Origin of the sequence: Lysinibacillus sp. OF-1 (genome assembly GCF_028356935.1) — a bacterium.
In the GTDB taxonomy this organism is placed as follows: Bacteria; Bacillota; Bacilli; order Bacillales_A; family Planococcaceae; genus Lysinibacillus; species Lysinibacillus fusiformis_D.
In genome coordinates this window covers 4,598,911-4,618,923 of the sequence record NZ_CP102798.1, presented here as the reverse complement: position 1 = coordinate 4,618,923, position 20,013 = coordinate 4,598,911, and the positions used below count along the sequence as shown (strand labels likewise).

16 protein-coding genes and 1 tRNA gene are annotated in these 20,013 nt (G+C 37.1%); 12 read left to right on the top strand and 5 right to left on the bottom strand.

The features are described from left to right. The first annotated feature begins 198 nt into the window (after nucleotides 1–198). Nucleotides 199–618, top strand: a complete 420-nt coding sequence (locus NV349_RS22715) for a VOC family protein (RefSeq protein ID WP_036119456.1) — start codon at nucleotides 199–201, stop codon at nucleotides 616–618. Between the two features lie 101 nt (nucleotides 619–719). Here NV349_RS22715 and NV349_RS22710 read toward each other — a convergent pair whose 3' ends face one another. After that, nucleotides 720–2,669: a methyl-accepting chemotaxis protein gene (locus tag NV349_RS22710; protein ID WP_271911918.1), complete on the bottom strand. Its 1,950-nt coding sequence runs from the start codon at nucleotides 2,667–2,669 to the stop codon at nucleotides 720–722. A gap of 268 nt (nucleotides 2,670–2,937) precedes the next feature. After that, nucleotides 2,938–4,887 (bottom strand): methyl-accepting chemotaxis protein, encoded by a 1,950-nt coding sequence (locus tag NV349_RS22705; RefSeq protein ID WP_271911916.1) that lies wholly within the window; start codon nucleotides 4,885–4,887, stop codon nucleotides 2,938–2,940. A 226-nt stretch (nucleotides 4,888–5,113) separates the two neighbouring features. Here NV349_RS22705 and NV349_RS22700 point away from each other — a divergent pair, with 226 nt between their 5' ends. Further along, the gene (locus NV349_RS22700) at nucleotides 5,114–5,494 is read left to right on the top strand and encodes a VOC family protein (protein ID WP_036119448.1); all 381 of its coding nucleotides are present in this window, start codon (nucleotides 5,114–5,116) and stop codon (nucleotides 5,492–5,494) included. 88 nt (nucleotides 5,495–5,582) lie between these two features. Here the strand turns inward: NV349_RS22700 and NV349_RS22695 are convergent, their stop codons facing one another. Beyond that, a complete protein-coding gene (locus NV349_RS22695) occupies nucleotides 5,583–6,329 on the bottom strand; it encodes a YybI family spore inner coat protein (RefSeq protein WP_036119444.1) in 747 nt (248 codons plus the stop codon). Between the two features lie 281 nt (nucleotides 6,330–6,610). Between NV349_RS22695 and NV349_RS22690 the strand changes: the two genes are divergently transcribed. From NV349_RS22690 to NV349_RS22670, 5 genes are all read left to right on the top strand, one after another. Then, a complete protein-coding gene (locus NV349_RS22690) occupies nucleotides 6,611–7,780 on the top strand; it encodes an acyl-CoA dehydrogenase family protein (protein ID WP_058844106.1) in 1,170 nt (389 codons plus the stop codon). A 30-nt stretch (nucleotides 7,781–7,810) separates the two neighbouring features. Further along, nucleotides 7,811–8,674, top strand: a complete 864-nt coding sequence (locus NV349_RS22685; RefSeq protein WP_036123919.1) for a transporter substrate-binding domain-containing protein — start codon at nucleotides 7,811–7,813, stop codon at nucleotides 8,672–8,674. A gap of 82 nt (nucleotides 8,675–8,756) precedes the next feature. Next, nucleotides 8,757–9,464, top strand: a complete 708-nt coding sequence (locus tag NV349_RS22680) for an amino acid ABC transporter permease (protein WP_036123917.1) — start codon at nucleotides 8,757–8,759, stop codon at nucleotides 9,462–9,464. A gap of 15 nt (nucleotides 9,465–9,479) precedes the next feature. After that, nucleotides 9,480–10,181: an amino acid ABC transporter permease gene (locus NV349_RS22675; RefSeq protein ID WP_036123914.1), complete on the top strand. Its 702-nt coding sequence runs from the start codon at nucleotides 9,480–9,482 to the stop codon at nucleotides 10,179–10,181. A gap of 13 nt (nucleotides 10,182–10,194) precedes the next feature. Beyond that, a complete protein-coding gene (locus tag NV349_RS22670) occupies nucleotides 10,195–10,950 on the top strand; it encodes an amino acid ABC transporter ATP-binding protein (RefSeq protein ID WP_036123911.1) in 756 nt (251 codons plus the stop codon). A 368-nt stretch (nucleotides 10,951–11,318) separates the two neighbouring features. Here the strand turns inward: NV349_RS22670 and helD are convergent, their stop codons facing one another. After that, nucleotides 11,319–13,622 carry an RNA polymerase recycling motor HelD gene (helD, locus tag NV349_RS22665; protein ID WP_271911912.1) on the bottom strand — a complete coding sequence of 768 codons (2,304 nt, stop codon included), beginning with the start codon at nucleotides 13,620–13,622 and terminating at the stop codon, nucleotides 11,319–11,321. 579 nt (nucleotides 13,623–14,201) lie between these two features. Here helD and NV349_RS22660 point away from each other — a divergent pair. The 5 genes from NV349_RS22660 to NV349_RS22640 all read left to right on the top strand — a co-directional run bounded on the left by NV349_RS22660 (nucleotide 14,202) and on the right by NV349_RS22640 (nucleotide 18,731). Beyond that, entirely contained in the window at nucleotides 14,202–15,614 is a 1,413-nt protein-coding gene (locus NV349_RS22660) for a YfcC family protein (RefSeq protein WP_036123899.1), read from the top strand. 22 nt (nucleotides 15,615–15,636) lie between these two features. Then, nucleotides 15,637–16,815 (top strand): M20 metallopeptidase family protein, encoded by a 1,179-nt coding sequence (locus NV349_RS22655; protein WP_334312330.1) that lies wholly within the window; start codon nucleotides 15,637–15,639, stop codon nucleotides 16,813–16,815. 141 nt (nucleotides 16,816–16,956) lie between these two features. After that, complete coding sequence (locus NV349_RS22650) at nucleotides 16,957–17,913, top strand: AAA family ATPase (RefSeq protein WP_058845143.1); 957 nt, start codon at nucleotides 16,957–16,959, stop codon at nucleotides 17,911–17,913. A gap of 20 nt (nucleotides 17,914–17,933) precedes the next feature. Beyond that, nucleotides 17,934–18,569: an RNA ligase family protein gene (locus tag NV349_RS22645; RefSeq protein WP_036123890.1), complete on the top strand. Its 636-nt coding sequence runs from the start codon at nucleotides 17,934–17,936 to the stop codon at nucleotides 18,567–18,569. A 94-nt stretch (nucleotides 18,570–18,663) separates the two neighbouring features. Continuing rightward, nucleotides 18,664–18,731: transfer RNA gene (locus NV349_RS22640), tRNA-Ser, on the top strand. 52 nt (nucleotides 18,732–18,783) lie between these two features. On the opposite strand, the gene NV349_RS22635 is transcribed toward NV349_RS22640, so the two are convergent. Continuing rightward, entirely contained in the window at nucleotides 18,784–19,974 is a 1,191-nt protein-coding gene (locus NV349_RS22635; RefSeq protein ID WP_036123886.1) for a coenzyme F420-0:L-glutamate ligase, read from the bottom strand. Nucleotides 19,975–20,013 lie beyond the last annotated feature (39 nt).

Genomic DNA, 20,013 nt, shown 5'->3' with positions numbered 1-20,013 from the left:
ATTTTAAATTGTTCGCCATTTGGTAATTTACATGATTTTTGAGTAAATGTCAAAGCTTTTACGAAAATAAATGAAAAATTTAAAAATAAGGGGGAATAAATTTATTTGTAGATGAATGATTCCATTTATAATTTGTGCTATGTTTTGTAATCCATGTACAATAGAATTGTTTCAAAAAATGACAAGGGAGTGTTGGAAATGGCAGTAGAAGTGTATTTGATCTTTAATGGAAATTGTCGAGAGGCTGTTGCGTTTTACGAAAATGCTTTTAATACGGACAAGGCTGAAATTATGACGTTTGGAGATTCACCTCAAAATCCTGATTACCCACTACCAGAGGAAGCGAAAGATCTTGTGATGCATACAAGACTTTCTGTATTTGGTAGTAGAATTATGTTCTCAGATACATTTCCAGGCTCACCGTTCTCCGTTGGGAATAATGTTACATTAGCGGTTGTTTCCGATGACGAAGAGCAAATGCGAGCAGCATTTGATAAGCTGAAAGACGGAGGAAAAGTAACGATGGAGTTACAAGAAACATTTTGGAGTAAATGTTACGGTTCGTTGACAGATAAATTCGGTATTGAATGGCAATTTAGCCATGAGGCAAATGAATAAATAGCTAATTAAAAGCACGCTGATCTTGGAAAGTCCAAAGATCATCGTGCTTTATTTTAATTCATCCATGTCTTTTGTCGAAAGCCAAGCGTTATGGATAATTAGTAATTAAATCGGTCTACATAGCCTTGTAATTCGTCCGCCATATCAAGTAAAGTTTTAGCCGAAGAAGCGATTTCCTGCATGGAGGACAATGTTTGTTCCGTTGAAGCGGCAACTTCTTCAGAGGCTGCTGCATTTAGTTTTGCATGGTCTGATAGCTCAATGGCTGTTGCGGATACTTCTTCTACAACGGCAGACATTTCTTGTGCCGAAGCTGATATATCTTCCATTTTCGGTGCAATCTCTCGAAGACTTTCAACGATACTTGTAAATTTCTTTTTCGTATCCTCAGATTGCTGTAACCCTTCTTGGACATCTGATGAAGCTTTCATCATCGTTTGCACAGATTTAGCCGTGTCCTGTTGTATGCCTGTAATAAGCGTAGAAATTTGTTCTGCTGATTGATGGGATTGTTCCGCTAATTTACGTACTTCATCTGCTACAACCGCAAAGCCTTTGCCTTGTTCACCAGCTCGGGCTGCTTCAATAGCGGCATTCAGAGCAAGAAGGTTCGTTTGGTCAGAAATGGCACTAATAATTTCTATAATGGAACCAATTTCTTTTGTTCGATCAAACAGTGATTTAATCATTGTGTCGGATTGTGTCACAGATTCATGGATGGAAACCATTTGATTCACAGTTTGTTCAACAGATTGTCCGCCTTCCTCTGCTAATTGGATAGCCTGACTGGACAGGTCTGAAACTTGTAGGGCACTATCTGCCACTTCTACAACACCTTTAGCAATTTCCTCAATGGAAACAGCATTTTGATCGATTCCAGTTGTTTGTTTTTCGGTGCTGATAGCTACCTGCTGCATAGCCTCTGTTACCTGTTCAGATGCAGCTATGTTTTGTTCAGCATTAGCTGAAAGTCCTTGGGCAGAGGTTTGAACATGCTGTGAGCTTTGGTCAACATTGCGTATCAGTTTTTTTAAGCTAACTTTCATCGAGACAAATGCCTCACCAAGCTGTCCAATTTCATCCTTTGTATGAATATCAATAAACTCCGTTAAATCGCCCTCACTAATTTTTAATGCACTTTGTTGAAGTCGTTTAATAGGGTTCACAATAGATTTAATCATAGAGAGCATAAAAATAATTCCTACAATAATAGAAATACCAATGATGAGCAATGTGAGAGTAAATGAAGCAGTAGCTGCCTCTGTAGCCTCTGCGATGAACATTGTACCAACTATTTTCCACCCTGTAAGTTCATTGGTTTCAAAACGTAACTGGCGATCATCTTCCGTAATCATACCTTCCTGTTGTTCGTAAACTTTTGCCATATATTCTTCTGTTGCTTGTGAGCCGCTTTCTTTATCTTTTTGCGCAATATATAGCTGATTACGATCTAGTAAGGATGCAAACCCAGTTTCTCCTATACGTGTTTCGTCTGTCAGTGCACTAAGAACCGAGATATTTACATCTAAGGCCATCACACCAGAATTATCTGGAAGAGCTTGCATGACAGTCACTACTACATTATTTGTTGATTTTGAGATATATGGTGAAGTAATGGATACTTGCCCTTTGTTCTCAATTGCTTCTACGTACCAAGGTCGTTTACGTGGATCATAATCACTTGCATAATCATGGACGGGTTCATCAATTATTTGACCATCTGCTGTTCCAATATATAACAGCTCTACCTCAGGATGAGTATTAATATATTCTTGAAAAAGTTTTTTTAATTCAATTTTTTTATCTTCTTGTAAATAAGATTGATTTATTTTTTTGGAAAAATATCCAATGTCATGAACTTTTGGCGCAATTGTATTTGTAATATTGCTGTTAAGCATACGCACACTTTCCTTAGCGCTTGCTTGTTGCTCTTCTAAAATCTGATTTTTAGTACTTTTAAAGGAGGTATACCCGATTAAAAGTGCGGGAATGAGGAGTATCATTAAAAATGCAAAAATGAGTTTCTTTCTTAAGCTAATCTGTTTCATATAGTATTCCTCCTTAAAATGACATTAGTTAATTGTCATAATTTGATAACTGGTTCAATAGACAAGTCATTCCAATGTTTAATCTGATTCTAAGAGGAAAATGAATAATAATCAACATAATTTTCTGAAAAATCTGGAAAATAAAGTTATACTATAGTACTTTTTGTAGAAAAATATTTTATTTTGTAATTTCCCCTGTTTTTATATGTCAAATTAGTACAGAAAAAATCTGAGCTCCATAATAGAACTCAGATTCTGAAAGGATAATTTAATATTCAAAACGATTTACGTAACCTTGCAATTCATCCGCCATATCAAGTAACGTTTTGGCAGAGGATGCCATGTCCTGCATAGAGGATAAAGTTTGCTCAGTAGAAGCAGCAACTTCCTCTGTAGCTGCAGCATTTAATTTGGCGTGATCTGATAATTCAATAGCTGTAGCGGAGACTTCTTCCACGACTGCAGACATTTCTTGTGCAGAGGCAGAGATATCCTCCATCTTTGGCGCAATGTTTCGTAGACTTTCAATAATGCTGGCGAATTTCTTACTTGTTGATTCTGTCAATTGTAAGCCATCCTGAACATCTGCTGAAGCCTTGACCATAGTCTGCACAGATTTAGCCGTATCCTGCTGAATACTCGTAATGAGCGCAGCAATTTGCTCTGCTGATTGGTGAGATTGCTCTGCTAATTTTCGTACTTCATCGGCTACTACGGCAAAGCCTTTGCCATGTTCTCCAGCTCTTGCTGCCTCGATAGCAGCATTGAGGGCTAGTAAATTTGTTTGGTCAGAAATGGCACTAATCATCTCTAAAATGGAACCGATTTCTTTCGTGCGATCATATAGAGTTTTAATCATTGTATCTGATTGTGTAACAGATTCATGAATAGAGTTCATTTGTTGTACAGTTTGCTCGACTGCTTGTCCACCTTCATCTGCCAGTTGGATAGCATGGCTAGAAAGGTCTAATACCTGCATAGAGCTGTCTGCGACCTCAACAACCCCTTTAGCAATTTCCTCAATGGAGATAGCATTTTGGTCAATACCTGTTGTTTGCTTTTCCGTGCTGACTGCCATTTGTTGCATAGCATCCGCAACCTGTTCAGAGGCAGCAATATTTTGTTCTGCATTGGCAGATAAATCTTGAGCAGACTTTTGAACATGCTGGGAGCTTTGGTCCACGTTGCGAATTAGTTTTTTCAAGCTAACCTTCATGGAGATAAAAGCTTCCCCAAGTTGTCCAATTTCATCTTTAGAATGAATTTCAATAAACTCTGTTAAATTACCTTCACTAATTTTCAACGCGCTTTGCTTAAGTCGATTAATTGGATTAACTACAGACTTAATCATGAAGAGCATAAACATAATACCAACTAGAATGGACACAACAATAATGATCAAGTTGATATTTAAAGTGGAGGCAGCAGCCTTTGCAGCTTCTGCAGTAAACATTGTGCCTATTATCTTCCAGCCAGTAAGTTCATTTGTAGCAAACTGTAAATGACGGTCTCTTTCAATAATTGTGCCGCTTTCTTGCTCATAAATTTTAGTGATATAGTTTTCTGTTGCCTCAGTACCACTTTCTTTTTCAGGCTGTGCGATATAGAGCTTATTGCTATCTAGAAGAGAGGCAAAACCAGTCTCTCCAATGCGGATATTATTCGTAATATCACTTAATGTAGAAATGTTAAGATCTAATCCTATGACTCCAGAACCATCTGGTAAAGCCTGCGTAATTGTAATGACAATGTCACCCGTTGATTGTGTAACATAAGGGGCAGTGATGGAGACCTCTCCATTATTATCTAAAGCTTGCTTATACCAAGGTCTTGTACGAGGATCGAAGCCATCAGGATAGTCTTGAGCAGGCTCGTCAAGTAGTTTGCCATCGGCAGTACCAATATAAATCAGCTCTACTTCAGGGTGCATATTAATGTATTCGCTTAGTAATGATTGAATTTTCGGAATGTTATGATCTTGAAAGTAGGTTTTACTAAATTTTTTTGAAAAATATTGCACATCTTTTAGTTTGGGTTCAATGGTATTCGTAATATTAGTATTAAGAATACGTACACTTTCAGTTGCACTTGCATGTTGTTCTTCGGAAATTTGCTTTTCTGCACTTTGGTAGGAAACAATTCCAATCAACAGGGTTGGGATGAGAAGCATTGCTAAAAACGAAAAAATAAGCTTTTTTCTTAAACTTAGTTGTTTCACTTGTATTATCCTCACATAATTTTTTTAGTCTAAACTTTTCCCTAGAAGGTAAATAATTCTCATTCTATCAGAAATAAAATAAAAGTTAAGTACTTTGGAATAATAATTTACAAGTTATATATATTATGGTCAATTATTCGAAATTTCGCTAAATTGAAATCGTTAGAAGCTATATAAAGCTACAGTTTGATATATACTAATGCTCAAAAGAGGAGGGAAATAGGTTATGATTCATCAAATTGGGCAGGTAATGCTATATGTTAATGACCAAGAGGTAGCAGTAAAGTTTTGGAGAGAAAAAGTGGGGTTTGTTGTCGTTGCTGATCAGGAAGAAGCAGGGATGCGCTGGATTGAAATTGCGCCAACGAAGGATGCACAAACATCATTTGTGTTGCACAATAAAGAGATCATAGCTAAAATGCAGCCGGAGCTAAACTTAGGAACTCCGTCTATCATGTTTTATGCTGATAAAATTGAAGAAATGTACCAAGATTTTCAGGCAAAGGGCATTAAAGTGGGCGATTTAGTTATGATGCCAATGGGTAGGGTATTTAATTTTGCTGACCCTGAAAATAACTACTTTGCCTTGGTTGAAAAACAAATATAAATGATGGAATCTGCTCGTATTTTGCTTTGTTTTTAAGCAAAAATGAACAGATTCCTGTTTTTTCATCTTATTTAATAGAGAGAGTCTTCTATGATAAATCCTCTCCAAAAATACTAACCGTTTGTCGATCTATCATAAATTCATGACCATTCCATTTTAAAACATTTTCTACATAGCCTAGTCCATCGGCATGATACCTACCTGCAATTCCTTGATACCCTAAAATTTCATAGGTTCCATCTCGATCATAATCAATGGGATATAGTCCGCTAAAAGGGTCTACCCAGCCTTCTATAGGTTGCTTTAATGTACCGTCCGGATTATAAATTTCTGCTAAGTAGTCCGCTCCTTTATACTGTAAATCGATTGTGTATCTTTTAGCGGGATTCGAACTTTGAACTACAGCCTTGTAGTGATCTACATAATTAACGCTATATTTGAGTTTATTATTAAAAGACTCTGCGTCAAAAATAGAACGAACTTGATTGTTGATGGATGAAAATATTTCACCGTTTATAATTCCTCCGCTACCCCCAGTATCAGAGACAACCAGTATATCCTCAATATGATTACCAGTAAAATCGCCTAGAAAAATAGTCGGATTATAGCCCAAATTCTGTTTCAAGGGAAATTGTTGCATTTGTTGTGTTTGCACATAAAAAATAGTGAGTGTGATATTTTTCCACAGAGGGCTATCCGGTTGTTGAACGCCCACTAAAAAAATTGTTTCCAAAAAACCATCGCCATTAATATCTCCAAACTTAGTTTGAATTACTTGTGGAGCCAAATAGGATAAGGTGCCAGCACTTTGTGGCGAATTAAAATGATTAGTCATGTATACACCTCTTTCATTAGTCTTAGCATATGTTGTAAACAAAGCATGGTGCATAAATTAAAAGGTAAAATTGAAACATTGTAATTCATATTAAACTAACAAAAAAACTTGAGTTTCACCCATTGACATTTTCAAATGTGAAAAGTATTATAAATGTCAACGAATCAGAAAATTCAGTACCGAATAGTGTCTCACTACAATATGTAGGCAGAGATTTTTTTTCACTATTAATTCTTAGTAATTTTATATGATTTATATATATTAGGAAGAAGGAGATTTACTTGAAGGATTTATTTGTAAAAACAGAGCGACAACGGTTTTGGTTAGATCAGCTAGCAGCTATTGCAGAGCCAATTAAGGCTGAGGCTGTTGAGGTAGACGAACAATCTCGTTTCCCGTTTGAAGCACATCAATTGCTTTTGCAAATTGGCTATCCACAACTAACTTTACCGAAACAATATGGCGGAGAGGGTTTATCGGTCTATGATATGGTCCTTGTGCAAGAAACATTAGCAAGCTATGACGAAAATGCATCTCTTTCTCTTGGCTGGACATTAGGCGTTGTTGGTGAAATATATGAAACCCACTTATGGACTGAAGATGTATTAACAGCATTCGCTCAAGAAATAAAGAGCGGTGCCATCATTAATAGAGCAGTTAGTGAGGCAGCAACGGGTAGTCCAACACGTGGTGGTCGACCTGGAACATATGCTGTTTCGACAAAAGAGGGCTGGCTATTAAATGGACGCAAAATCTTTACGACTGCGTCACCGGTGCTCGATTATTTCCTTACCTCAGCTTGGATTGAAGAAAAGCAACAAATTGGTTTTTTCCTCATTCATAAAGATTCTGTAGGGCTAACGATTGAAGAAAATTGGGAAATGTCTGCGATGCGAGGTACTAGTAGCCATGATCTTGTGTTAAAAGATGTCATAGTGGCAACAGAGCATTTAGTAGAGTTACCAAGTCATCCTAGTGGTGGCAAGATAAATGGCTGGATACTCCATATCCCAGCAACATACTTAGGTATTGCACAGGCTGCCCGTGACTATGCGATCCATTTTGCCAATCATCATCAACCGAATAGCTTGAATGCTCCGATTAGTACGTTGCCAAATGTACAACAGCTTTTAGGAGATATTGAATTAAAGCTTCATCAAGCACGTTTTGTCTTGTATGGAGTGGCTGAGGCTTATGATGATCCAGCTAGACGTAGTTTATTAACAAATGAAATGGCTGTTGCTAAACATACAGTAACAAACATGGCAATAGATATAGTCGATAAGGCAATGCGTGTAGTGGGAGCGAAAAGCTTGCAGCTATCCAATCCATTACAACGCTATTATCGTAACGTCCGTGCAGGACTTCATAATCCGCCCATGGATGATATGACGATTATAAAGTTAGCGACTGCCGCTATTGAACAACAAAGATTAAATGGAAATTCATAATGATTACATGGAAATAAGGAGAAATGACAGATGAAAAAGAATAGATTATTTCAATTTGCCGCAATTGGTTTGGCTTCTATAGCACTTTTGACGGGGTGTAATTCAGGGGAATCAGCAGATAAGGATTCAGGTGATGGTGAACAGGTTCGTACAGTAAAGGTTGCCTACGATCAAGCCTCCAAGCCTATTAGCTATATCGACGATAATGGAAATCCAACAGGGTATGATGTAGAAGTAATGAAATTAGTAGATGAATTATTACCTGACTATCAATTTGAATACGTAGGTACAACAAGTGATGATTTGTTGATTGGTGTTGAGCAAGGGAAATATCAAGTAGGGGTTAAAAATGCCTTCTTTACACAGGAGCGTACAGAGAAATTTATTTTCCCGAAGGAATTTTTAGGGTTAAGTAGTGCGGGGCTCGTTTTACGTAAAGAGGATGAAGGTGTGAAAACATTAGCCGATTTTGCAAAAAAAGGTTATTCTTTAGCACCGATTGCTGCTAATAACGCGCAATATACAATTATTGATGAGTATAATACGGCAAATCCAGATAATAAAGTACAACTTCAAGCTGGTGATGCATTTACCGTAGACGTTGTGCAGTGGGTAAATGAAGGTCGTGTTGATGGTGGCGTCATGATTGAGGGACCATTTAAACAACAAGTGCTTGCTGAGGATGGCCCTTATTACAACTTAAAAGATGAGGTTGTCTATAACGAATTTGCTGTCATTAAAACATGGCCTCTGTTCAATAAAAAAGAGCAAGAATTTGCCAATGCCTACGATAAAGCGATAGCTCAAATTAAAGAGCAGAAAAAACCAAATGAATTAAGCACCAAGTTCTATGGTCGCGATTTATTTGAAGTGCTAGAAAATGTTAATCGTTAGTTTGAAACGGAACGAATAATAAGGCTGTTGAGTCTTTAATGCTCAGCAGTCTTTATTCATAAAAGGAAAAGTTGGTGAGGAAATGGATAAATATTTTGATGCAACCTACATTTGGAACGCAATCCCAATGTTATTACCATTTTTAAAAATGACGTTCTTAGTTGCAGGGTCCTCGATTATCTTAGGCACACTATTTGGTTTATTGTTGGCGGCAGCTAAGCTATCTTCAATAAAGTGGTTACAAAAATTCGCAAATTTATATACAACGATTATGCGTTGTACGCCATCCATCGTTTTGTTATTTCTTGTCTATTATGGTGTGCCAGCATTAGCAGAAAATGTTGGTCTTAACCTCCATTCAATTGAAACAGCTATATTCGTTGTCGTAACATTCACCTTACAATTTGCTGCAATCATGTCTGAGGTGATAAGATCAGCCTATTTAGCTATTCCAAAAGGTCAGTTTGAAGCAGCGGTTAGTGTGGGCTTAACACCATTTCAGGCATACTGTCGAATTATTTTCCCTCAGGCACTTGTCGTTGCTTTGCCGAACTTTGGGAATGGTATGATTGCTTTGCTACAAGAAGGTGCACTAGCTTATACAATTGGTCTAATTGACATTGTGGGCAAGGCAAATTTAATTATTGCCAGTAACATCAATGCTCATGCCTTAGAAATTTATATTGCATTAGCCATTATTTATTGGGTGTTATCAATTATTATAGAAAAAATATTTACTATATTAGAAAAGATATTTGGGAAGGGTAAGAAAACTTTAGAAACAACTTAAGGAGGAGGCGTGAACGTGAATTATCCATTTTTACTTGAAACATTTTTCATTGCATTATCTGGTGTTCCCATTGCACTCCTTGTCACAGTTGTTGCTTTATTGATAGCTCTGCCACTTGGTTTTTTGTTGGCACTCACTAGAATTAATAAAATTCCAGTTATTCATCATCTAGCAAAAATTTACGTTTCATTCGTGCGAGGAACGCCAATCATTATACAAATCTTTATTATCTATAGTAGTATCCCGTTAATGTTAAAAATTATTTTTGAAAAATATAATATTGCGTATGATATTTATAAAATCAATCCAATTTGGTATGCGTTTATCGTGTTTGCATTCAGCTCAACAGCCATTTTAATAGAGGTCTTTCGTTCTGCGTTAAGCACTATTGAAAAGGGGCAATTAGAGGCTGCACACTCAGTAGGTTTGACAACATTCCAAGCTTATACTCGAATTATCATTCCACAAGCATTAGTAGTTGCGCTACCGAATATTTGTACAGCTACCGTCAATCTTATTAAAGCTACCTCGCTAGGCTACGCAATGTCACTTCCTGAAATTACACTGAAGGCAAAAGTAGCTGCAAATGTTGGCTACAATTACGTGGAAGCCTATCTGGATATCTTTATCGTGTACTTAATATTATGTAGTACGGTGGAGTACTTGTTTAAGCGCTATGAAAAATATTTAAGCAAATACAAAGTGGCAAATGCCTAAGGGGTGAATGAGCATGTTAGAAATTAAAAATATTCATAAATCATTTGGTGGTAATGAAATTTTAAAGGGTGTTGATTTAGCGATTGATAAAGGCGATGTTGTTGTTATTTTAGGCCCTAGTGGCTCGGGAAAAACAACATTATTACGTTGCATCAATTTTTTAGAAAAAGCGGATCAAGGACATGCGACATTTGGAGATATTCAAGTGGATTTTCAACATGTGAAGAAAAAAGACGTACATGCAATTCGCCAACGTGTCGCATTTGTCTTCCAAAATTATAATCTTTTCACTAATAAAACGGCATTAGAAAATGTGACGGAAGGTTTAATCATTGGACGTAAAATTCCTAAAGCACAGGCTGTGGACATTGGTAAAAAGGCACTTGATAAAGTAGGTTTATCGGAAAAGTATGATGCCTATCCAAGTCAGCTGTCAGGCGGTCAGCAGCAGCGAGTAGGAATTGCACGTGCAGTAGCATTGAACCCAGATATTATTTTATTTGACGAACCAACGTCCGCACTTGATCCTGAATTAGTAGGTGAGGTCCTACAGGTCATGAAAAATATTGCAGCTGAAGGCACAACAATGCTTGTGGTGACACATGAAATGGGATTCGCCAAAGATGTTGCTAATCGTGTGATTTTCATGGATGGAGGCGTTGTCGTAGAAGAGGGTAGCCCTCATGATATTTTCGTAAGCCCAAAAGAGGAGCGCACAAAGAAATTTTTAAAACGTGTCATTCCAGAAGATTACACTTTCTATATATAAAAACACAGGAGGATCTGTCAGTAACAGATCCTCCTGTTATGTTGTTGAAGAAAGACGAAGTAAATAGCAGAAAAAGACTTTTTGGCAAGGCGAGAGGTTGATTTCCGTTCCGCCAGCATCCTTCTCAGGGCACGTCCGATGAGCCGCTTCACGCATTCCGTTCGCTCTAGGGTCTCAGCTGTGATGCTGGCTCCACTCCAACCATGTGCAAAAGTGTCTTTTCCTTCTCTTTCATACTAGACGTAGTGGGCTCGGCGCTCGCCCACAGGAAAGCAAGTAGCCTGCAACGGAAATCCATTTTCACCTTTCACAAGAATTCTATTGATAGTTTTGTTTTTCAGCACTATGACAGGAGGATCTGTTAGCTATCATTGAAGGAAATGCGTTAATTTGTTGATGGAATAAATGTGTAGCTCATGCATAGCCCTCGTGCAGGCTGTATAAAAATAGTACCGTTCGTTTTCCTTTGCGTAATTAGCAGCACATGCATTATAAATAAGCACAGCATCAAATTCGATACCTTTCGCCATATAAGCTGGAAGTAATAAAATACCCTTTTTAAACTGCTTCGTATTATGGTTAATCAATTGAATATCTACTTGATTACTTAATTGCCCATATACTGCGGAGCATTCAGCAGCAGTTTTACAAATGACAGCAATGGTTTCAAATTTAGCAGAGAGGTGATGGATGTTTTGGGTAATTTCATCTATCAGTTCCAATTCATTAGGAACGACAGTAATTGATGGTTCTGGACCAGTTCGGTTAAATGCCTCAACTTCGCTACCATCATTTAAAATTTTTGCAGTAAGTTGAATGATTTGTTTTGTCGAACGATAACTTTTCGTTAAAATCATTTTTTCAGCCTGCTCACCATATAATTGAGGGTCGAGCAGGGAAGGGTTATCGAAGGTATGTGGATGAATCGTTTGATGTCCATCTCCTAAAATAGTCATACGTGCTTTTGGGAATAACTGCTGTAATACAGTTAGTTGGAATGGAGAATAATCTTGCGCTTCATCAATCAATACATGATGGATCATCGTATTAGTCTGCTGCCCTTCAATTTTGTCCTGTAAATATAAAAATGGTGCTGCATCCTCATAAGCTATAAAGCGTTCTGCTAAATTTGGAAGTGTCTGCTGGCAAATATCCTCCCAATCGTTTGGCATAAGATGCTGTAAATCTTTAGTAATGGGATTATTCAAATCAAAGAGTTGGCGATACGTACCTAACATATGCACAAACTTTAATTGGTGAACGGAATTGCGTAACGGTTTAAAGTATTTTTTAACAATTTGTCTCGCTAATTTTTGTCGTTCTTGATCTAAATCATCGAATGAATTTTCAGTATAGCGCCCTTCGTATAAAAGCTCACTGTAAGACTTGGAGTAGTCCTCTTTATCTAATAGTTCAGTCGCTTCTTCTACCCATTCTTTTGTACGCTCAGCCTTTTCAAATTTCGTCAGTTGCTGCAATAACCATTCTTTTACGAATTGTAGGCGATTTGGTATCGACATAGTGGAAGGGAAAGAATAGAAGTATTCAGTAATTTCCTGTGCTGTAATAATTCGTTCCCCACGAAATACGATATTTTTAAATAATAAGCCCTTATTGGATAAATAGCTTACATATTGATCCATCAAATGCTTGTAAGCAAGGCTCGCTTTATAAGATATACTACTTAATTTTGTTCGATAATGAGCTTCATCCTTTTCTGTTAAAAGGCCCTCTAATTGCTCGTACGGATATTCCAATTTAAACTGTCGACCTAATCGTTTTTCTACATACTCTATAAACGTTAATTGCTGCATATTGTCCTCGCCTAAATCAGGTAAGACCGTATGGACATATTGGTTAAAAAGTTGATTAGGTGTAATCAGTAAAATTTGATCGGCCGTCATTTCATTGCGATAGCGATACAATAGATAAGCGACTCGTTGTAAAGCCACAGCTGTTTTACCACTACCCGCAACACCCTCTACAATAAGATAGCGTGATTGAACATGGCGAATAATTTTATTTTGCTCAGCTTGAATCGTTGCAACGATACTACGAATATGCTCGTTTGCATTTTGTGCAAGGATAGCAAGCAATAAATCATCCCCAATGGTAAGACCAGTATTAAACATCGATTGTAGCTGCCCGTTTTTAATAATAAATTGCCGTTTCAGTAGCATTTCACCATGAATCTCTTCTGCTGTTGTGTCGTAGGAGGCTTTACCTGGTGTGCAATCATAGTACATACTTGATATAGGTGCACGCCAATCATAAATAACTATATTTTCATCTTGTTCGTCCAATAAAGTGGCAACACCTATATAAATTTTTAATGGATCTTGCTGCCCATCTTGTAAAAAGTCAATACGAGCAAAATAGGGTGACTGTTGTAAACGTTCGTATACCTTTACATTCTGAATTGCACGCTGCTGTGCAAGCTCTGAGTCAGAGAGAAGCTCTACCTGTTGCTTAATCGCGAAAAAGGTTTCGTCAACATCTTCAGCAGTGTCTAAATTGACTCTGACATCGTTCCAAAAAGTTTTCTTCAGAGCGACAGCATTTTCCTTGAAGCTCTTTTCTTTTAGCAATAATTCGTTCTTTTTGTGATCAATGAGGTTTAAACTTTGCTCAAGATGATGTTTTTCTTCTAGCCAGTCATTTTGATTTTCCAACGTTTACTCACATTCCTCTCCATATTTTTCTCTTCTGTTAGTAGTAATCCTCACCTATAAATATGGTGAAAAGAAAATAATTGTGATTCTCCTTTAAATGGTTGTCCAAACACCTTTTTTAGTATATAAACGTATTTAACCTAAGAGGAAATGTAGGGTGATTGAATCAGGAAATTTATCATACATCTACTCCGCAATGAAGTATAGTCTAATAATTATTGTAAATTTATGCTATAATAAAATTATAAAGAAACCTGCGTTTAACGATAAAGGCTGTTCCACAAATAAGTGGAGCAGTCTTTTTTATATGTAGGAAAGTCTAACATTATGCCTGTTTTTTAAGAATTTGTTATTAATATTTAGTTTTTATTTGTCCTAGAAGTAAAAATAAATTTAACTGAATTGTCGAAATATATTGACATTTCATCTTCTGTTTTTTATTCTTGTGTATAAAGTTTCCGTTAATCGGAATGTTTTTCCGCTTGGTGGAAACTTGTAGGTGTGTAAGAAATGCTTAATGGATACGTTGTCTGTGCCTCAGTTCAAAGCTAAAGAAAAAATTATTAGGGGGAGACGGTTATGGTAAACCTACAGCAAGATAAAAAAGAAGATGAACCACGGATAAAGGGAATTAATGCATTTGTATTAATGTTTATTATTATTTTAGTCATGTCGTTACTGACCTATATTTTACCAGCTGGACAATATGAAAGAGTTGAGAGTAATGGCAGAATGATAGTAGATCCAGAATCCTTTCAGTATATCAAGTCAAATCCTATTGGCTTTCTAGAAATATTCAATAGTGTGCATCTGGGAATGCTTGAGGGTGCTTCTATTATTTTATTTGTCTTTTTATTTGGAGGCGCTTTAGGGGTAATGCAAAAGACTGGAGCTATTGATTCCTTTATTAAAGTTATGGCCTCGAAATTTGGAAAACAAGAGTACGTATTAATCCCTATTCTAGTTTTAATATTTGCTAGTTTAGGGACACTAATTGGCTCAGCAGAGGATACGCTTGTCTATATAGCGATTATTATCCCGTTAACGATGGCACTCGGAATGGATGCGATTACAGGCTTTGCGATCGTCATGCTAGGTACATTAGCAACTGGCTTTACTTCAGGCATTACGAACCCATTTAACATTGGTGTAGCTCAAACTATTGCAGAGCTTCCAATGTATTCAGGAATGTCATATCGAATCATTGTGTTCATCGTTTTTTATAGTTTGACAGTACTTTATATATACAGGCATGCAAAAAAAGTGAAGAGTGACCCATCGAAAGGGATTTACGGAAAGTTTAAAAGAGAAGAGAGCATCAAAATTGATTTAGACTTTAAGATGAGCCCACGTCATTTGATAGCACTATTCGTATTATTGGGAAATTTTGTTGCATTGATTGTAGGGGTAATAAAGTATCAATGGTATATAAGTGAAATTGCCGGTGTCTTTCTATTAAGCAGCATTATTATGTCTATTATTTGTAAGATTGGACCAAATAAAATGGCTGAAGGGTTTATTTCTGGTGCCCGGGATATGGTAGAAGGGGCATTAATTATCGGATTTGCCCAAACCATTTTAGTTATTACTACAAATGGAGGATTAATTGATACTATTCTTCATTTTGTTTCAAATACTGTAAGTGTATTACCTGCTTCTATCAATGCGATAGGAATGTTTTTGCTTCAGCTCTGCTTAAATTTCTTAGTACCTTCTGGAAGTGGACAAGCTGCGTTAACGATGCCGATCATGACGCCTTTAGCCGATTTAATTGGTGTAACTAGGCAAACAGCCGTACTGGCTTTCCAGTTTGGTGATGGTATTTCAAATATGGTCATTCCAACAAGTGGTGTTTTATTAGCGGGACTAGCAATAGCAGGTATTCCATTTTCAAAATGGTTCAGATGGGTATTTCCTTACTTCCTTATACAGACAGGCTTAGCGATTGTCTTATTAGTCATTGCGCATCTCATAAATTATGGACCATTTTAATAAAATAAATAATAAATTAGGAGTGATTAGATTGATAGAAACGGCTAATTTAAAACAACAGGTTGTTGAATGGCGTCGGCATTTGCATATGCATCCTGAATTATCACATCAAGAGCATAAGACAGCTCAATATATTTATGATCAATTAATAACGTTTCCTCATTTAGAAGTAAGACGTTTAACAGAAACAAGTGTATGTGCCTTTTTAAGAGGTACAAAAACAGAAGATAAAGGACATACCATTTTACTACGAGCTGATATTGACGCATTGCCGATTGAAGAAGAAACGGATCTACCATTCAAATCAATAAATCCAGGGGTCATGCATGCGTGTGGACATGATGCTCATCCAGCCATGTTACTTGGTGCAGCAAAGGCATTGGCTGAGAGTGGGACCAATTTTAATGGAGAAATTCGTTTTGTTTTTCAGCATGCTGAAGAGGTGACACCAGGGGGGGCTGCTCAACTAGTTGCACTAGGAATAGTAGAGAATGTCGATTATGCTTTCGCTTTACACGTGAGCCCTGATTATGAAGTAGGGCAATTTGCTATGAAAGATGGTAAATTTACTGCAGCAGCAGATGATTTTGAAATTAAAATTTATGGTCGTGGCGGTCATGCATCAACACCAGAGGTCGCTATAGATCCTTTAATAATTGGTTCTGAAATAGTTGTAGCTTTACAAACAATAGTGTCACGTAAAGTGCCAAGTACACATGCACCTGTTTTAACTGTTGCAAAATTTCACTGTGGAACGGCATTAAATATTATTGCAGATACAGCAGAGCTTGGAGGAACAATCCGTTCCCTAGATGCGAAAATTCGTGTGGATACACGAGAACATTTAGAAAAGATAGTGACAGGTATTGCAACTATGCACGGTGCAAAAGTAGACATTAATTGGGAGCTAGGTTGCCCTTCCGTCACAAATGATAAGGAATTAACGGCATTATCTCGTCGTATAGCTGGAGAGATTGTTGGTGCTACAGGTGTGAAGGTATTGCCTGAACCTATATTTGGCACAGAGGATTTTGCCGATTTTTCAGAAGTTGTTCCCTCATCTATGCAATTTATCGGGGTACATAACGTAGAGTTTGGTGAAGCGTACCCATTGCACCATCCTCGTTTTAAAGTAGATGAAGAAGCTCTTATATATGGTGTTCGTTACTTTGAAAATATAGCACGGACACTTTGCCCATAAGTGACGTAAGCTAAAAAATAATGAAGGCATGAGTATTGGTGTGGTAATGGCTCATGCCTTTTAAATTGCTTACAGTATGTATTGAAAACTAAAGGATTGTTCTTTTAATACGATATAGAAACTTGAAGGGAGGTGCAGAGGATGAAGGTAATCTTTACAGTGGGGTTGCCTGGAAGTGGAAAAAGTACATTTGTGAAACAGCTAGCGAAAAGTGAAAATGCGATTATTCTTTCCAGTGATGCAATACGTCAAGAATTGTTTGGTGATGCCACCAAGCAAAAATCACGTGTAGTCTTTCGCACGTTATATGAGCGTCTGAATGATTTAGTGGCAAAAGGTTATTCTGTCATTGTAGATGCCACCAATATAGAGCGGGAGCGCAGAATGTTTGCACTCCGCAAATTGTCGAGTGCGGTTAAGAAGGAATGCTATTACTTTGATACCCCTTATTCAATCTGTGTAGCCAGAAACCAACGGCGGAAGCGGCATGTACCATTATTGGTGATGGAAAAAATGAGAAAGCATCTAGAGTTTCCTACAGCAGGAGAAGGGTTTGATGAAGTGCATATTGTACATGAATCAAGTCCCTATGATATCTCTCGACAGCAATTTGTCTCACTTATACAAAGCCAACCCACTTATGAAGAACTGTTTCAAACACTTCGATCAGTCCCACTTTTTAAAGAAATTTATCATTTCAATCAAGAAAATCCATACCATCAATTTTTACTATGTCAGCATACGTATTTCGTGTTTGCCTATATCAATGAATACTACTTGGAAAGCGATAAACTGGCACTACAATTGGCTGCATTGTTCCATGATGTCGGCAAACCATTTTGCAAAAAATATAAACCATTGCAACAACGATATGGCTATTATGGGCATGAAAATGTATCTGCCCAATTGGTTTGTCATTTTCTCGTAGAGTTGGGCTTTGAAGAGGATTTTGTGTTGAAGGTTGTTCATTTAGTGCAATTTCATATGTTAATCCAGTATGGGGGCGATAAAGGCGGAAGCCAAATTTATCACTTATTAGATGGTGATTTATTAACAAGACTTTATTTCTTCCGAGAGGCAGATCAATTTGCTAAATAAAAAGGAAAGGAAGTGGAACTATGACGAAATTAATGAAATACCCAAGAAGCTTTCATTTACCCTGGAGCAGGGGCTATACCCATGATGATAAAGTTGCTAAAAATGTGAATCATTTTATAGGAAAAGAAGTGGTGGTCACTGAAAAACTAGATGGGGAAGGCACTACGCTTTACAAAGACTATATGCATGCCAGAAGCATCCATTCAGCCAATCATCCTTCTAGACATTGGATAAAAACATTTCATGCAAGTTTTGCGTATCGAATTCCTAATGATTGGCGCTTATGTGGAGAAAATATGTATGCGAAGCATTCCATTTATTATCAAGCCTTAACAAGTTATTTTTATTTATTTAGTATTTGGAATGAAGATAATATTTGTTTAAGTTGGGATGAAACGGTCGCTTTTGCAGCTGAGTTAGGTATTGAAACAGTACCCGTTTTATATCGGGGTATTTTTGATGAAGAACAAATAAAACGGACATTTACTGGTAAATCCATTTTTGATGGTGAACAAGAGGGGTATGTGATTAGAAACGCTGCCTCATTCCATTATGATGATTTTCGCTATAATTTAGGAAAATTTGTGAGACCGCAACATGTTCAAACAAGCGATCATTGGCTACAGGAAGAAATGATTCCAAATGGCTTAAAATAAAATGGATCTAACAAAATTACTTTGATTAAAGATTAAATAAAAAGGACTGAGAAAAATGTAATACTAAATCAATTACTCCAAAAATATATAATATGAGGAAGTGTGCAAGGAATGCATATCCCTTTTGAAAAGGGCTTACAGGTTCGATTCCTGTCATCCTCACGCAAAGGTAAATAAAAATGAACTCTCATTTCTACACGAGAGTTCATTTTTTTTATTTAGTATAGTTATCGAAGTAACCTTGAATATAAATCATAGGTGTTCCTTTGTCACCTGAGCCAGATGTTAGATCAGATAGCGAACCGATTAGGTCTGTTAAGCGACGAGGTGTTGTTCCTTGTGCAGCCATTTGACCCGTTAAATCTTCATCTTTATTTTGAATGTATTCAGAAATAGCGGCTTTTAATTCTTCACCTCGAAGGTTAGCAAAGTCGTTATCTGCTAAGTATTTCAATTTAACCTCGTTTGGTGTCCCATGCAATCCAGCCGTAAACGCTGGTGAAACAACAGGGTCTGCAAGCTCCCAAATTTTACCCACTGGATCTTTAAATGCACCGTCACCATAAATCATGACTTCTACCGTTTTGCCTGTTGCCTCTTTAATTTTTGCTTGGATTCCATCAACAATCGGCTGACAAGTATGGGGGAATAGTTTTACACTATCCTCTGTCGCTTTGTTAGAGCCAAGAAGACCATATTCTGCATTGAAGCCAGACCCATTAATAGACTCAGCTAAAATATTATCAAGGCTGTAAACTTTATCAGCACCGTTTGCTGTTAAAATGCGCTTTGTACGGAAGCGTGTATGAATATCACATGTTAATACACTCTTTGTATAATTTAAAATTGTTTTTGGGTTATTAGAGAAGATGACATCACATTTAGCGCCTTCTGCTTCAATTAACTCTTTATAGTATTCGATATAATCTACACCCGTGAATGTATGTTTTTGGTAGCCAAAATGTTCACGGAATTCAACCTCATTTAATGTATCTGTCCAAGGGTTAATGCCTTTTACATCTAACTCATCAATATCTACAAGGTGATTACCTACTTCATCGGATGGGTAGCTTAGCATTAGTACAACCTTTTTAACACCTTTGGCAATACCACGTAAACAGTTGGCAAAGCGGTTTCGACTTAAAATCGGGAAAATAACGCCGACAGTATCATCGCCGAACTTAGCTGCCACATCTACAGCGATATCATCTATTGACGCATAGTTACCTTGTGCACGTGCTACAACAGATTCAGTTACTGTGACAATATCACGATCCTCGATTGCATAGCCTTCAATTGTCGCAGCATTTAACACTGTATCTACAACGATTTGTTCAATATTATCGCCTTCGTTAATAATAGGACCACGAAGACCTCTTACAACTGTACCGATTACACGTTCCAACTTAATCTCTCCTCATTCTATCAATCGTAAAGTGAAATA

What these genes read in the sequence shown, in the direction of transcription:
- NV349_RS22680 (WP_036123917.1), top strand. Translation starts at nt 8,757, where the DNA reads ATGGATAAATATTTTGATGCAACCTACATTTGGAACGCAATCCCAATG.
- NV349_RS22645 (WP_036123890.1), top strand. Translation starts at nt 17,934, where the DNA reads ATGACGAAATTAATGAAATACCCAAGAAGCTTTCATTTACCCTGGAGC.
- NV349_RS22695 (WP_036119444.1), bottom strand. Translation starts at nt 6,329, where the DNA reads ATGACTAATCATTTTAATTCGCCACAAAGTGCTGGCACCTTATCCTAT.
- NV349_RS22715 (WP_036119456.1), top strand. Translation starts at nt 199, where the DNA reads ATGGCAGTAGAAGTGTATTTGATCTTTAATGGAAATTGTCGAGAGGCT.
- NV349_RS22650 (WP_058845143.1), top strand. Translation starts at nt 16,957, where the DNA reads ATGAAGGTAATCTTTACAGTGGGGTTGCCTGGAAGTGGAAAAAGTACA.
- NV349_RS22660 (WP_036123899.1), top strand. Translation starts at nt 14,202, where the DNA reads ATGGTAAACCTACAGCAAGATAAAAAAGAAGATGAACCACGGATAAAG.
- NV349_RS22685 (WP_036123919.1), top strand. Translation starts at nt 7,811, where the DNA reads ATGAAAAAGAATAGATTATTTCAATTTGCCGCAATTGGTTTGGCTTCT.
- NV349_RS22710 (WP_271911918.1), bottom strand. Translation starts at nt 2,669, where the DNA reads ATGAAACAGATTAGCTTAAGAAAGAAACTCATTTTTGCATTTTTAATG.
- NV349_RS22670 (WP_036123911.1), top strand. Translation starts at nt 10,195, where the DNA reads ATGTTAGAAATTAAAAATATTCATAAATCATTTGGTGGTAATGAAATT.
- NV349_RS22700 (WP_036119448.1), top strand. Translation starts at nt 5,114, where the DNA reads ATGATTCATCAAATTGGGCAGGTAATGCTATATGTTAATGACCAAGAG.